The sequence below is a fragment of the Halalkalibacter oceani genome, assembly GCF_023715605.1.
In the GTDB taxonomy this organism is placed as follows: Bacteria; Bacillota; Bacilli; order Bacillales; family Bacillaceae_D; genus Halalkalibacter; species Halalkalibacter oceani.
The window spans coordinates 40,264-55,277 of sequence record NZ_JAMBOL010000018.1 but is presented as its reverse complement, the minus strand read 5'-3'; the positions used below and the strand labels follow the sequence as shown (position 1 = coordinate 55,277).

Genomic DNA, 15,014 nt, shown 5'->3' with positions numbered 1-15,014 from the left:
ACGAGTCCTCCTTGGTTACTAATTTAAGGGTCCATTTTTGCTTCGAAGCTTTGGACACCTCGTATAATACCAAGAGGGCTCTTTTTTGTTCAATCCTCAAATTTCTTCATTACAGGAATGCTCCTTACTATCCTTTCACGATTGTTTGATTTGTACGAATCCAGCAGCCTTTTGACCAGACCAGAGAGAATTCGTCCAGGAATTCCTGACTCGGCCTTATCCCGATTCCCGGCTTTTCATTAAGCTGATAGCTCCCTTTTTGAATATTTTCAAATGGTAACACCGCCTCTCTTCTCTCCATCGCAGCCCCCCAAGGAAACTCTAACGGTTCAGGACTTGCAGCAAGCGCCAACAAATGAGCTGAAAAAGCTGTTGCAATTGGACCACTTGGATTATGCAAAGACACCTTGGCTCCACTTGCTTCAATTAACGGGATAATTGTTTTCAAGGCACTGACACCTCCGCAATGCTTGACGTCAGGCATAACGATGTCAAAAGCGCGCGACTGCAACAAAGAAATGATTTCACTTATGGTGTAGGAAGTTTCACCGCCTGCCCAACGGATTGCCGGAAAGCTTTGTGCTATCATCTGCTGTGTTTCTAATTGAGCTACTGGGACAGGATCTTCAATCCAATAAGGCATCCCGAGTTGCTCAAGCTCTTTCGTCAAATGATTTAAATGAACTCTGTGAAATCGATGGTGGCAATCAATGGCAACCTTACTCAGCGGCACCTGGGATGCCAGCTTCTCAAGTCTTTTAATCCCCTTCTCCATGCTCTGAACTGATGCTGCCGGTGTTACCTCATCGAACGGTGTGCATTTAATAATAGAAAACCCATTCTCTATCGCCTGCTTTCCATTTTCCAATAAAGCGTCCGGGGAACGATCATGGAGAAGCCCTCTGTTTAAATTCGCATATAAAGCGATTTCATTTTTACCGTATCCTCCAAGCAGCCAGTTTAACGGCAGGCCAAACGACTGGGCTTTAATGTCCCATAAGCATTGATCAATCCCGCTCCAGGCGGTCGAGAAATAGCGATTTACTCCATTAAACGGATAGGAGGCTTTTATATAAGTGGAAAGATGACTCAGAACATGAAGAGGGTTCTGCCCATAAATTTCTTTTGCTATTTTCTCGACTATTTGGGCTGTTGCTTCGTCATTACTGCTTCCTGTAATTTCACCCCACCCCTCAAAACCTTCATCCGTCGTCATTCTCAGCCAAACCCATGAATCGTTAGACGCCTTCACATAATAGACCTTCACTTCTTCTATTTTCATCTACTTACCCTTTCTTAATTACTTACAGAAAGTAATTATATATGTTTAATTAATAATTTTCAGACGTTTCTTGATTCTTAATGTATCATAATTAATTACATTGTGCAATTAATTATGATAAAATTTTATAGACAGATTAGCTAGGGAGGCCCTTATGACGAAACTCTATTCAGAAAAGAAAGAAGCGGACTCTTTAAGAGCCATTAACCGCAGTAATATTCTTAACCTGCTCTCTACAAAAGAACCTATGGCCAGGAATCAAATTTCGGAACATATCGGATTGACAGGAGCAAGTGTAACGAGAATTATTAATGAATGCATCGGTGCTCAACTGGTCGTTGAGAAAAAAAATGACTCGATTTCTATTTCGTCTGGAAGAAGACCTATTCCTTTGTCATTAAATGACCGTACTTATTTTGTTGCCTGTGTGCATATAGGGAACTTCTGGATTGATATTGGCTTAATGAATTTACTTGGAGAGATAAGCGACTTTATTCGGCTTGACAGGCCGGAGTCCGCAGAAGCAGTGCTAGAGCTTATAGTGGAACATATCAAAAAGCTTAACACAGGCGACAAAACGGTTTTATGTATCGGCATTACTTTATACGGAAAAGTTGATATTGAGAAAGGAACAATCCTTGATCAAAATGTGCTTGGATGGGAGAACGTCCCAATTGTCTCTATTTTCGAAAATCAGCTGCAAATTAAAACGGTTATCGATACAAATGTGCATTCAATGGCGGTTACAGCCTATAAAGCCCAGCCGCTCCCGCAAGATCATGCCTTACTCTTTATCAATGTAGGGACAACGATCGGGATGGCGATTGTCGTCAATAATACAGTGATTCGCGGAAAACAGGGGCAAGCTGGTATTTTAGAGCACATCCCATGGGATCCTCAAGGACCGCTTTGTGAGTGTGGAAAAAGAGGCTGTCTGACAAGCTTGCTTACAGATCGGGCTATACTTTCTAGAGCAAAAGGCTTACATTTGCCCGTTACCTTTAATAATATTCATGAGCTGATCGCCCATAGTACGGTCGAGCCAGCTTTAACACAATTACTTCGGGAGCGAGCCCGTCGTTTAGGTGAATTTTTAGCCCATCTATCATTAATACATGATCCTTCCAGAATTGTGTTAGCGGGAACCTGCACGAATGATGAGCTGCCCCAATTAGACTGGGTTCAGAAATCGTATGAAAATACAATTGATTTAAACGATAGAGCTTACGCCAAAATCGAATTACCGAAACATCAACAAAATATTCCTTTCACGCTAACCGGCGCGGGGACGATCGCTTTACAAACAGCCCTTTCCCCTGCTCTTAAATTAATTAATGATACAAGCAGTACGAACGGGATAAAAGCTGCTCTCCCCCTTTAATGCTCCTTTTGCTTCTGAATTATCTGCGACTAGTATACAAAGCCAGGATAGCTCCTTCCTGGCTAAAGCCCCACAGTTCAGCATTACTATATTCGGCTGTGGTCATAACTTACTCCGCCTTCTTACGCAGCATAATAAACACATTCGTAATGAACTTTGAAAAGAGAAGCACGACGATATACAAGAAGAACATGTAGAATAACGTTCCCTCATATAGGCGCAGCAGGCCGATGGCAATAAAGATCGGCTTGCAAATAAAAGAGAACACCGCGGCTAATAGGATGGCGTACAAATAGTAATTTTTGTTGTGCTTTAATGTCCATTGATACATCAGCATGAAAGATACTGGAACAAGTGAGGCATCCAGGCCAAGATTGCTTGATACTTCGACCAGAATCTGATGGGGATAGCCCCAGAAGCCGTGCCTTATCCCGATCGAATCAATATAGGTGATCCAGACATGAATGTTAAAACCATAAAACCCGAGCAAAAAAGCACGCTTTTTATCAATCTTAAAATAGAGGACGATTAACGGAATAATGAGGAGTGCGAGATTAAACCAGAATTGCCACGCATCAAAGCCGGAATGCAGCTTCCAGTATTCCTTATAGGCTTTCGTTAACTCGATTTGCATGGAACGAACCTATTCAAACATTTCAATTTGATCACTATTCATCAGACTGACTCCTTCATTTATTTTCCTATAGAATTCCCATTTTTTTCTTACTGCTATACCCTTTATGTACAAAAAAGCTGAATTTCCTGTTAATCAGCCTTTTCTCTTGCCTCCTGTTTACGTTGAACAGCTTGCTATAACAGCTGGATTTCAGAAAACGACAGAAATTCCCTTCTCTCTCCAGGTAGTGACACGTATCATTCAACGCTTTATAATAGCAGTAAGGTTGTACAGAATTTTCACACATTTTTCCATGCAAATAGATAGGAGTTGAAGGTCATGAGTGAAAAAGGAAGCTTTGGTCAATTTGGCGGCAGCTACGTCCCTGAAGATTTAGGGAAGGTGCTTGGACTGTTAGATGAGCAATTTGAACGGTATAAAGAGGATCCCGAGTTTATCGAGGAATTCAAGTATTACTTAAAGGAGTTCGTCGGCCGCGAAAATCCGCTGACGTTTGCCAAGCATTTAACAGAGAAAAACGGCGGGGCCAAAATTTATTTAAAGCGCGAGGACTTAAACCATACAGGCGCGCACAAAATCAACAATGCGATCGGACAGATTCTGCTGGCGAAACGAATGGGTGCCACGCGCATTATCGCCGAAACCGGCGCTGGGCAGCATGGCGTGGCAACGGCTACAGCCTGCGCGATTTTCGGGATGGACTGCACAATTTATATGGGAAAACTCGACACGGAGAGACAAGCATTAAATGTATTTAGAATGGAGCTGCTCGGGGCCAAGGTCGTCGCCGTCGATGCCGGGCAAGGACGGTTGAAGGATGCCGTTGACGCCGCCTTAAATGACCTCGTTGAAAACTATCAGAACACGTTCTATTTATTAGGATCTGCTGTTGGGCCCCATCCGTTTCCAACGATGGTGAAATTCTTTCAGTCGGTGATAAGCGAAGAGTCGAAGAAGCAAATTCTTGAAAAGGAAGGTCGCCTTCCGACCGCGGTTGTTGCTTGTGCCGGCGGCGGCAGTAATGCGATTGGGGCCTTCGCGCACTATCTCGATGAGCCGGACGTGCGTTTAATTGGCGTCGAACCGGCTGAAGCGCCTTCTCTTACAGAAGGAGTTCCCGCGGTCATCCACGGGTTTAAATGCTTAACCTTGCTTGACGAAGAGGGAAATCCGAAGCCGACCTATTCTGTTGCCGCCGGGCTCGATTATCCGGGCATCGGGCCGGAGCACAGCTATTTAAAAGAAACGGGACGGGCGGAATATGTTACCGTCACCGGGGCCGAAGCGCTTGAAGCGTTCCAGCTGCTTTCAAAAGTAGAAGGAATCATCCCTGCTCTGGAGAGCGCTCATGCTGTCGCCTATGCCGGCAAGCTCGCCCAGGAATTGGACAAGGACGATATTATTATCGTCAACCTCTCCGGTCGGGGAGACAAGGATGTCCAGCAAGTGTACGAAATGATAAAGGAGCAGTAAAAATAAAGAATTAGTTCCATGAGGCAGGGCCCGTCCAAAGAGCGGAACCGCCACGATTGTTTAAAAGCCCGTTATGAGAAACCCGCTCATAACGGGCTTGTGACGTATGAAGCCATCGAAACGAGTCTTGCTCTGTTCTTTCCGGCAGGCTTAAAAATGGTTCCCGACTTCCCCTTCCCACGGATCGCCTGACGTCCAGCCGATTGTCGTGCTTTTTTGCGTGCTCACTTTGCGTATGAGATCATCACGTTTTAGCAACGAAGGAGAAAGCTCCGTTCCAAGTCCGGGGCTTTCCAGTGGATATAAATGCCCCTCTTTAATAACCGGCTGCTCAGTAACTAGAGCCTCATAATAACTTCGATAGAAAGCGCGTACCGTTTCGACGATCATGACATTTTCCGTGCTCGTACAAACGTGAGAGTAGGCAATCGTTTGTACAGGTCCGCCGCAGTTGTGAGGGGCAATCGGCAGCTGGTACGCCGAAGCAAGCGTCGCTATTTTCTTTATTTCAGAAATTCCGCCGACCCAGCAAATATCAGGCATGATAATCGTTGCCGCCCGCTGCTCAAGCACCGGCATAAATTGAAAGCGTGAGAACAGGCGCTCACTGACACAAAGCGGGGTTGATGTCGCTTCTTTTAATTCCTTCAGCGAGCTAATCGAGTCGACAGCAATTAAGTCCTCAAGCCACATCGGCCGGTACGGCTCCACCGCTTGGGCAATTCGAATCGCGCTCGGTACATTCCAGCAAGCATGTCCTTCCAAAGCGATCTCGATTTCATCTCCAACCGCCTCTCGTATTTGTTTAAAGACGCTTACCCCTTTTTGCAGATCGGCGTTGGAAATCGAATGTCCTCTCGTTTTTTCGCTAAACTGGTCATAGGGCCAAATTTTCATCGCGGTAATGCCGTCTTTCAGCAGCGATTCCGCCAGCTCACCCGGTTTTTCGCGCGAGAGCTCCCAATCATTGTAGGCTCCATGACTCACACATGTATTGTACACCCGAATGGACTCCCGACATTTTCCACCAAGCAACCGGTAAAGCGGCTGATTCGTATATTTGCCTAAAATGTCCCACAGCGCCAGATCAATCGCACTGATCCCCCGCATTTCAGAGCCGGCATAACCGTGATAGTGGGCGCTCTGGTACATATCATGCCAGAGCTTCTCAATATGTAAAGGGTCCTGACCAAGTAAAATATCCGCCAAAATATCATGGATAATCGTTTCAGCCCCCATGACACGCGGCGTCGTTTCTCCAAGCCCGATGATCCCTTCATCGGTATGAAGCTGTACCCATAATAAATTGGGGTGTTCCGGTGTTCGAATCGTTTCAACCTTTGTAATTTTCACTTTCCGTCCTCCTTATTGAGCCGCTCTTACAGCCCAAGCTTCGTTAGCATATCGTTAACTTCCATATGGCTTGTAAATGTCTCTACTGCCTGTTGGACATCCCTGTTCTTCAACGCCTCGAATAACGCAACATGAGTTTCCGCAATATCCTCAAGCTTATGAAAATAGCGGGGGTGCGTATGGGCAATAAAACGGCGCACATGCATATCAATCCGGCTCCAAATTTTCAGGCTGATTGTTTTTCCGGTTTTTTCGACGAGATAACGGTGGAAAAACATATCATAAGATATCAGCTTCCCCAAATCCTTTTCCGCCGCTGCTTCCCTCATTAACTGGATCGTGTCAGCCAGCACCTCCAGGTCTTTATTTGTTAAATAGTCGATCACCTTTTTAACGGCATTGAGCTCGATCATCTTCCTGTATTCAAACAACTCTTTCATTTCTTCGACTGACAGCGCTGTCACAAATGACCCGGTAAATGGAATCAGCTCAACGAATCCATCTTCCTCTAGCTTTTGCAGTGCTTCTCTTACCGGAGCCTGACTGCATGAAAACCAGCCTGCGATTTCAAGTTCCACTAAACGCTCCCTCGGCTGAAGCTCTCCGGTGAGGATCCTCTGCTGTAATTCCGAGTAGATTTTTTGTTTAAGCAATTTTTTCTCAGCTTGAGCCATACGATTACTCCTATCTCATACAACTAAGATTATCAATAGATTATCGATAATCTATTTTTACAGTACATAACCTTTCCCTGTTTGTCTATGATCAATTTCAAAAAAATCGAAAAACTGAGCTTTTTTTGACTGGTAGCTGCACAGCAACGATTTGTTCCATTGGCACAGAGCTCCGCCTTTCCTCCCCATACTCTTTACCCCTTTTCTTAAAAATAGAGAATTTTCCGATCATTTATCTATACTTTTTCCTATGTCATCTCGGTAAAATCAATTTTATAATAAAAAAAGAGTAAATCTTTCCAGTGAGAGAGGAGGGTAGCCGATGAAAACATTGGTCGTCAGCTCGCTGCATCATGATCTCCAATCCCTGCAGACCAAGCTACACGAACAAGCCGGACAAATGGCCAGGCTTGAGGCAGAACTTTCAGCTTTTATTAGCATCGATTCTTTTGAAGGCGAAGGTGGAGGAGCAATCCGCAACTTCTTTCAGGAATGCCACCTGCCGTTTTTACGTTTTTTTCAGCATTTCCTCTTAGACTACCAGCGGACGATCCAACAGATGATAAACTCCCTTGAGGCTATGGAGCCCGCGCAAGAAGGGGTTATTCAGCAAAGCTACCTTGACCACAATATTCAAACCGGAATTGAACAGGCGAAAACAGTGATCACTCAATTAACGGATTCGGCCAATCAGGCTATTCAGCAAGTGGGCGACATCCTCTTCCTGCCACGGATTCAGGACGAAGAGGCGTTGCACCATCTTGAACGGGCACGACAGGAAGCGGATGAAACGGTCGAGAAGCTGCTGACATTCGACCATCGGCAAACATCGGCCCTGGCGAATGTGGCGGCTGATCTCCAACTGATGAAGCAGTATGTGACTGATGTGGAAAGAATGTTTCAATTTGGCAGGCTGACGGTCAATACGTTCCATCCGGGCCAATTGACGTTTCAGGCCTCTCACATTAATCTTAGAACCGAACTGTTTCAGAAACAGTCTTCCTTTCTGGCTTTGGCTGGTCATGATCCTTTCCGGTATCCGCCAATCGGTTTTCCCAACTGGTTCAATCCAACATTGCAGCCTTATGGCAGCCTGACCTTTGGCACGGTGCCTCTCGCTCATTCTGCGCACAACGTGCAGCAAGTATCGAACACCGACGATGCGCAGTATGAAATCGATACTCCTTCCGGCTGGGCGGAAGCGGGGTCGTTCGTCCTCGACTTCATCCCGATTGTCGGCAATATTAAGGCCGGTGTGGAGGCGGGAAGCGGCAGTGATCCAATTACAGGGCGTGAGCTGGAAGGCTGGGAACAGGGCTTGGCCGGCGCCTCCATTCTGTTAGGCGGCTTCGGAAAACTTTTCTCGCGTGGTACGAGAGCGGTGACAAAGCTTGGATCGAATGTGCCAATCCGCTATGATGACCGCGTAATCAGAAGAATGAGAGAGGATGGAGGCACTCATCATAACTTCCCTTCTTCTTTTGATCAGACGATTCTTTCAAAGAAACCGGCCGTAAAACGGGCGGACGGACGCGAGGAATTTTTAAATACGGGCTCAATTAACGGACAGCCGGGCGTCTACCATATTACAATAAAAGATGATGTCATTACGCACCGTTCCTTCATTCCGGAAAGTGACTGGCAGCGTTACTCCAACCGCTGGGGCTTACCGTCGATAAATGACATTAATTAGCACTTATTGAAGGAGGAGAAGCACTTGAAGCAGCTGCACTATCAAACAGAGGGCGAGCTGACAGACGAACGTCTTAAACTCACTTATGGGTCCCAACTGATTTTTGAAGGATACACCGATGATTTGGTCACCTCCGCCTCAGGTGATCTGCAATTGAAACTGAACTTTGGCACGAAGAAGATTTCCAGGGTCAATGCGCGAAAGCTTGGCGACCATATTATCTGGACACCGGAACTGCCTCTGCCCGGCAAAGATTCATATGTACCTCTCCTGTTTACCGAGCGGCAATTTACTGAGCTATGGACAGCCCTGCGCTACGATCCGGCAGCCGACCTTGCGCTGGTCTCTGACATCAGCTTGGATGAGCTAAAACGGATATGGCTGATTCCCGCCGTAGCGGAGCCTCAGCTTACTGACCTCGCCGACCTCGCTCTCTCAGTCAAGGAACAGATCATTGCCTGCTCAGACGAGTTGGAAGAGCAGCAGCAATACTTAGAGCAATTAATCGAAGAAGACTGGTCGAAGATGGATACGCTACGTCTCCAAGCAGTCGAGAGCAGCCCGGACTGGAAAGATGCCACAGCTTACCTGAACGATGGCAGCGAATGGATCCCCCTTAAAATCGACCTTGATGGCACGCAGTACCTTTATTTAGGGGCCGGGATTTGTTTACGTACATAAGAAAAAAAGACGGAGTGAAAGGGGCTAAATCCCGTTTCGCTCCGTACTTTTCATGTACCTTAAAGGGTACTTCCTAGCTTTACTCTCCTACAGCAAGTGCGGCTGTCTCATTCATTAATGTCCCTCTTACCGCGATTCGCTCCTGCCCTCCGCGCGTGCATGTGATCAGCGTAATTTCCCGCCGGAATGGATGGTCTTCCAATATTTCCAGATAAGTTGGTTCGATTATTTCTGTAGAGAATACTTGGTACTTATATGTTTTATCATTCGCATGCAATAAAATCGTATCGCCTTTGTCTATCTCCGGTAAGCGGCTAAAATGACGCTCAGCCCGATATCCTCTATGCCCTGCAATCGTAAAATTCCCTTCCCCCGGTACTTGCTCCTTTTTTATTTGCGTGAGCGCTACCTTCAGGTTTTGCTCTGTTGTCTCAGGTAAGACAAGCTGATTAAGATCAATGACCGGGATTTCAAGCCTCATCACCTGTTCGAGCTCGTTCTCGGTCATCGTCTTCCCCATCACATTCACTTCGATATTGCTCTGCTCCGAATCAGCAACGAGAGAGAGGGCTTCTTCCAAAGCCCTCGCGTCTCGATTACTTTGCCATTCAGATAGAAAGGGAATCAGAATCAGGATGAAGCCAACCAGCAGCAGCCAGATACCGATAATTAATTTGCTTTGACTGTTCCTCATATCAATCACTTGATCCCTTACTCAATTGTTTTGAATCGGCGATGAAGAAGAATTCCGCCCCCGAGCATGAGGGAAATGACTCCAAGGATTAGCATATAAAGAAGTTTTTCTTCCCCTGTTTGCGGAAGCTGCTGTCCTGAATTTGTTTCTTTTTCTAACGCTGGCTCGCGGTCATTTGGCGTCTTCCCCTCTCCAGCTCCGCCGCCATTCGGATGTTCCTCATCATCTTCTTTCCCGCCATCCCCCGGGTTATCTCCGGATCCAGGACCCGGCTCTGGTCGATCATCTCCGCCATTGTCACCCGGCTCTTCCGGATGACCTGGATCATCACCGTCTCCATGGTCACCAGGCTCCTCACCATCATTGCCACTTGGTTCTTCCTCGTCGTGATCACCCGGTTCTTCACCATCATGCTCACCCGGCTCTTCTGGTTCTTCGTCTTCCACCTCGTCCGGATCCTCAGGCGGTCTTGGTCCACCGCCTCCTCCACCAGAGCTGCGGCGCTGATTTTCAACAAGAAGTTTAACGCTCTCCTTTTGGTCTACTTCAATTGTGAATGGATGGGGTGTCTGGTCAAGCCGATAGCCGGCCGGTGCCTTCGTTTCGATAAATTGATAGGAACCCGGTCGCAGTTCATCGACAACGAGCTTTCCATTTTCGTCTGTCGTTAACCCCGCTTGCAACGTTACGCCGTGGCGGTTCTGCAACTCAAATTCCGCCCCGGCAAGCACATTTCCATGATTTCGGCGATCAACCTTAGTCAGTTCCACAGCGCCCGGTATCAATTGATTCTCGATGCTAACAATCAGCCGCTCTTCTTGCCCTTTGACAATCGTAAATCCAAACGGTTTATCAGGAAGCATGTAATGTTCGGCTGCTTTCGTTTCCACAAATTGATACGTTCCCGGCCGTAAGTCGCCAACAATCAGCCTGCCGTCCTGATCCGTCGTTAAGCCGGTCTGTAGCGTCGTTCCTTGACTATCTTGAAGCTCAAATTCGACTCCTTCCAAAACTAGTGTCGGTTCGTCCTTGTCAGCTTTTACAAGCTCAACCGCTCCCAATACAATCGTATTTTCCATTTGCAACTTGATCAATTCCACTTGGTTGTGAGTGATCGTAAATGGAATTGGCGTCTGATCAAGCTCATATCCGAAAGGAGGAATGGCTTCAACGAATTGATACTCGCCCGGTTCCAGGTCGTGACGTAATAACACACCGTCTTCATCCGTCGTCAGTTGCTCAAGCGTAACAAATTCATTTCCTTGTTTTTGCTGCAACTCAAACACAGCTCCCTCTAATGTTTCCCGTGTATCTTGATCAAGCTTCTCAAGCTGAACCGCCCGCTTCAGCTTTCGGTTTTCAACTTTGACTGCATTGTCCCCATCAATTGCCACAAGCAATGTGTCCGTAATGCCGACGACATACCCTTCCGGGGCCTTGGCTTCCTTCAATAAATATTCGTCATACAACAAATTCTCAAATTTCACCTTCCCGTCAGCTCCGGTTTCCAACGTTCTGATGGCAATGGTTCCCGAACTGTCATAGAGTGTAAAACGCGCGCCCGCTAACGGTTTATCAGTTTCGGCAGCGACCTTCGTCACTTCGAGGCTTCCTGTTACACCGCTCCCCGTTCCGGAGCCATCCGTAAATCTGACAATAATCGTTTCATTTGATTCTGTTTCTTCTATTGTAATATGCTCGCCCGATAAAACTGCTGTATTCGTCACGCTATCTTCATGCTTAGCACTAATATAAGATTGATATTCCAGAAGATAGGCACGATCAAGATCGCGCTTGAAGTGAAGCTTAAAGTACTCCACGTTCTCATCCTCTAAAAATTCAAGCAAATAATCCTCGCCAAAATTCAATTGCTCTCCCTTTGATAGATTGCCTTCTTCATCGACATTCGTCGCATAAAGCTTAAATGAATCGCGCATTAAAATTTGATTCGAGCTTGGCCGGTCGGTCAATACAGCATTGGAAATATGAGACTGGCTATAATTGATCTTCACTTGCCAATCGATGACCTTACCATGTTGCGTTCCTGTTTTCCCTGTGAATTCGCCGCCATGGTTAATGGAAAGCGAAGCATGAAGCTCAAGTGTGTCATCGTTTTCACTTTGAACTGTCGCGCTATTGTGATAGCGGTCTTTAATAAGCTGCTCCGCTAAACTTGTTTTGTACGTGATCCAATATGGTGTTGTGATTGTGCCCGGGAAAGAGATTTCAAATCCCGGCTCCCCATCATCACCCTCTATCATTCTAAGTGAATAATCCGTATTCGGTTGCAATGGTTCTCCGAGCCTCACCCCGTCAGCACCGCCTGTCAACTCCATATGATAGACTGTTATCGAGTCTTCAAGAAGTTGCTGATTGCCTTGAATGTAATCTGTTACGACAACATTCTCCAGTTCGCTCAAGTTATAATTCAAGCCGACATTCCAAGTAATTTCCTTTGTAATCGCATTGTAGGAGCCATACTTAAAGCCATTGTTTTGCGTATACCGATCCGGGTTGAACACGGCCTCCGCTTTGAGTTCCCTGTCCTTCCCATCAACATCCGTCCACGTTAAAAGGGCTTCATTGATGAAGTTTTTCGTTTTATCTTGACGTGTCTCATACTCAAAGCCTGTTGTGTATGTTATCGTATGCGGCTTACTGATTGGGCTTAAAAATGTAATTGTAAAGCCGGCATCAAGAGGAAGCCGTTCAAGCTCATAATCCTGTTCTTTTTCCAGAGGTCCATCAGGGCCCGTAATAACCAAGCTGTCTTCAATAAAGCTTAACCCTTTATTCGTAAATTCATCTGTCAGCACAACGTTATTCATTTCGTGAGAGTCTTTATTAAATGCAATCGTCCAATTCGTTGTTTTCTCTTTATAGTCAGCATCTCTGTTGCTCTTTTCAAGAATCTGCTGCCTGATAGGCTGCACTTCAGAGGATTCTTGTTCGCCGAATTCTACTTTATTTTTGACTGTGTCGCCTTGATAGACACGGTCTTTTGATCTCGTTTGATAAATAATTTTATAGGCATGGGAAATGTCCTCATTAAATTGCAGCTCAAACCCGTTTTTGCCTGGGTTAACGGAATAATTGGCAAAATCAGTCTGTCCAGCTTCCTCTCCGTTTTCATTAATCTCTACTTGATACACGTTAAAGGAGCCGTCAACAAGCTCATGACTAGCTGAAAACAGATCAGTTAATTTCGCCGCGTCTTTAGGAATTGATTTTTCATTGTAGTTAAATTTGATTTCCCACGTAATGACCTGATTAGGAGCATCATAATGAGCAGCTCTCTTTTCTAACGGCTTCCCGCGACGGGTCTCTACTTCCGCCGAAGCTTCCCGATCAGAGACATTGTCGCCTTTTAAAATCGCTTTATTTTTATAAGAGGTGGCGTTCTTATCAATGACATCCGTTTTAAAGGTAACCCGATAGGCGGTTGAAATGTCGCCAAAGACGAGCGGGAACGTGCCATCTCCAACGGCTACTTGATCGCCCTGTACCGCACTGCCATCCAGCTGCATATTCAGCTCATACACTTCCATTGAGCCTGGCTGAAAGGCCTGACCGTCCTCAATCGGATCATCCAGAACGGCTCCTTCGATCGAATCAAGTCCTTTGTTTACATCAATCGTCCATGTAATTTCTTTTGCATTATAGCCTTTGTCCGGAGTTCCGCGCTTTTCCAGCGTGCTGCCTGGTCGCCCTTGAAAATGAATGGGAATGACGGCAATGACCCGATCTTCGACCTCGAAGATGATTTCCTGAATAATGTCTCCGCCAAGATCCTCCCGAAACCCTGTCCAGAACGTAAGCGTACCGATAATGTTAGAAAGCTGTTCAATTTTGTCATTGAACGTCATCGTTACTTTTCGATCCATCCCAAGCTCAAATGCTCCCACATTAGTCGAGCCGAAGACGAGTTCTCCGTCCACCTCATTATAGACTTCAAAAACGTCAGGCAAATAAAAAGTAAAGGTAGAACCTGCTTTGTAGCCGTGACCGTTTTCTAATTTCCAATTAAAATGGAGCTCGACAATGTCACCTAACGAGGGCTGATTGCCTGGATGTTCTTCGTAATGAATCTCGTTGCCATCTTCATCCTTCAACAGGACGCTCGTAATAATAGCTTCTGAAATGATAGTGGGATCATTTTGTTCAAGAAACTCATCTAACAGCCCCTCTTCGTCCTCGATGGCCTCAGCCTCTTCCTCAACTGGCTCCTGATCCGTTTCTTCCTCCAGAACGTCCTCCGCACTATCTTCCTGGCCTTCCCCAGCTTCTGTCTCCTGATCTACATCGCTTGGGTTGTCTGCATCCGGCTCAGTTGAATCCATTCCCTCATCATCATGACCGGCTTCTGGATCTGGATGTTCTTCCTTGGTTCCGTCTTCAGCATCCGGCTCGTTCCCTTCCTCCATTTCATCTGCTGAATTGGAGTCCTGTCCCTGTTCGTTTCCTTCTTCTACTCCGTCCTCTGAACTGAAGTCCTCCTCCACTTCTGCTGTCTCTTCCTCAGAAGCAGGAAGCTCTTGCTCTTCCTGTTCTCCAGGCATTTCAGCTTCTGCGGCTTTTATCTTGTCAGTAAAAGCAATCGTGCTCGTATATGCCTTTCCACCGGCAGAAATGCTAAGTTGCATGTGATCACGGTCCTGGACCATCCCCTGATTGAAGCCAGCCTTAAGCATAAATATGCCTTTTCCTTGTTGCTGGCTGTCGACCGTCGCTGTAATGGTTCCATTCGTAGTGGCGCGATACGTCCCGGCGTTCATCCCGCCTTCTCCGTTTAAGACACCACTTTGTTCCTGAGAGATTGTTAGTTCCTTAGGCAATGTCAGCGAAAATGTTTCTTTAGTGACATGTTGATTGAGTTCCCAACCAATATGTACATGGACTAACGAGTTTTTATCCACTGCCGTACTTTCATCAATGCGTTTGCCATTTTGATCCGTCAGCACTACATTTGTAAAAATTGATTGTTGCGAAGCACTTGCGCGAGGTACCATTCCCATATTTAGCGTCAGTGTTTGCATGACAAACAGCAAAATAAAAGCAGCTAAACCAATTTTTCTAACCAATTGCTGCTTCCTCCTTTTCCTTCCGAAATTAAGCCTTACATGATTCGGCTTTTACTGTGTCATCA

At 46.1% G+C, this 15,014-nt stretch carries 10 protein-coding genes; 4 read left to right on the top strand and 6 right to left on the bottom strand.

Annotation, left to right across the window (positions count from 1 at the left end; all coding sequences use genetic code 11):
* Nucleotides 1-127 precede the first annotated feature (127 nt).
* The gene (locus M3202_RS16415; protein WP_251224381.1) at nt 128-1,282 is read right to left on the bottom strand and encodes a mandelate racemase/muconate lactonizing enzyme family protein; all 1,155 of its coding nucleotides are present in this window, start codon (nt 1,280-1,282) and stop codon (nt 128-130) included.
* A 154-nt stretch (nt 1,283-1,436) separates the two neighbouring features.
* Here M3202_RS16415 and M3202_RS16410 point away from each other — a divergent pair, with 154 nt between their 5' ends.
* On the top strand, nt 1,437-2,663 hold the full coding sequence (locus M3202_RS16410; RefSeq protein WP_251224380.1) for an ROK family protein: 1,227 nt from the start codon (nt 1,437-1,439) through the stop codon (nt 2,661-2,663).
* Nucleotides 2,664-2,772: 109 nt separating this feature from the next.
* Here M3202_RS16410 and M3202_RS16405 read toward each other — a convergent pair whose 3' ends face one another.
* Nucleotides 2,773-3,297, bottom strand: coding sequence for a CBO0543 family protein (locus tag M3202_RS16405; RefSeq protein ID WP_251193688.1), 525 nt, complete (start codon nt 3,295-3,297; stop codon nt 2,773-2,775).
* 321 nt (nt 3,298-3,618) lie between these two features.
* On the opposite strand from M3202_RS16405, the gene trpB reads away from it, so the two are divergent.
* A complete protein-coding gene (trpB, locus tag M3202_RS16400; protein WP_432805979.1) occupies nt 3,619-4,773 on the top strand; it encodes a tryptophan synthase subunit beta in 1,155 nt (384 codons plus the stop codon).
* 150 nt (nt 4,774-4,923) lie between these two features.
* Here the strand turns inward: trpB and M3202_RS16395 are convergent, their stop codons facing one another.
* Together M3202_RS16395 and M3202_RS16390 are read right to left on the bottom strand one after the other, a co-directional pair.
* Nucleotides 4,924-6,126 carry a mandelate racemase/muconate lactonizing enzyme family protein gene (locus M3202_RS16395; RefSeq protein WP_251224378.1) on the bottom strand — a complete coding sequence of 401 codons (1,203 nt, stop codon included), beginning with the start codon at nt 6,124-6,126 and terminating at the stop codon, nt 4,924-4,926.
* 26 nt (nt 6,127-6,152) lie between these two features.
* Nucleotides 6,153-6,800, bottom strand: a complete 648-nt coding sequence (locus tag M3202_RS16390) for a GntR family transcriptional regulator (RefSeq protein ID WP_251224377.1) — start codon at nt 6,798-6,800, stop codon at nt 6,153-6,155.
* A 322-nt stretch (nt 6,801-7,122) separates the two neighbouring features.
* Here M3202_RS16390 and M3202_RS16385 point away from each other — a divergent pair, with 322 nt between their 5' ends.
* Both M3202_RS16385 and M3202_RS16380 read left to right on the top strand, forming a co-directional pair.
* On the top strand, nt 7,123-8,493 hold the full coding sequence (locus tag M3202_RS16385; protein ID WP_251224376.1) for a T7SS effector LXG polymorphic toxin: 1,371 nt from the start codon (nt 7,123-7,125) through the stop codon (nt 8,491-8,493).
* A gap of 24 nt (nt 8,494-8,517) precedes the next feature.
* A complete protein-coding gene (locus M3202_RS16380) occupies nt 8,518-9,174 on the top strand; it encodes a hypothetical protein (RefSeq protein WP_251224375.1) in 657 nt (218 codons plus the stop codon).
* A 79-nt stretch (nt 9,175-9,253) separates the two neighbouring features.
* On the opposite strand, the gene M3202_RS16375 is transcribed toward M3202_RS16380, so the two are convergent.
* Together M3202_RS16375 and M3202_RS16370 are read right to left on the bottom strand one after the other, a co-directional pair.
* Nucleotides 9,254-9,868 carry a class D sortase gene (locus M3202_RS16375; protein ID WP_251224374.1) on the bottom strand — a complete coding sequence of 205 codons (615 nt, stop codon included), beginning with the start codon at nt 9,866-9,868 and terminating at the stop codon, nt 9,254-9,256.
* A gap of 17 nt (nt 9,869-9,885) precedes the next feature.
* Entirely contained in the window at nt 9,886-14,949 is a 5,064-nt protein-coding gene (locus M3202_RS16370; protein WP_251224373.1) for a collagen binding domain-containing protein, read from the bottom strand.
* Nucleotides 14,950-15,014: the final 65 nt, after the last annotated feature.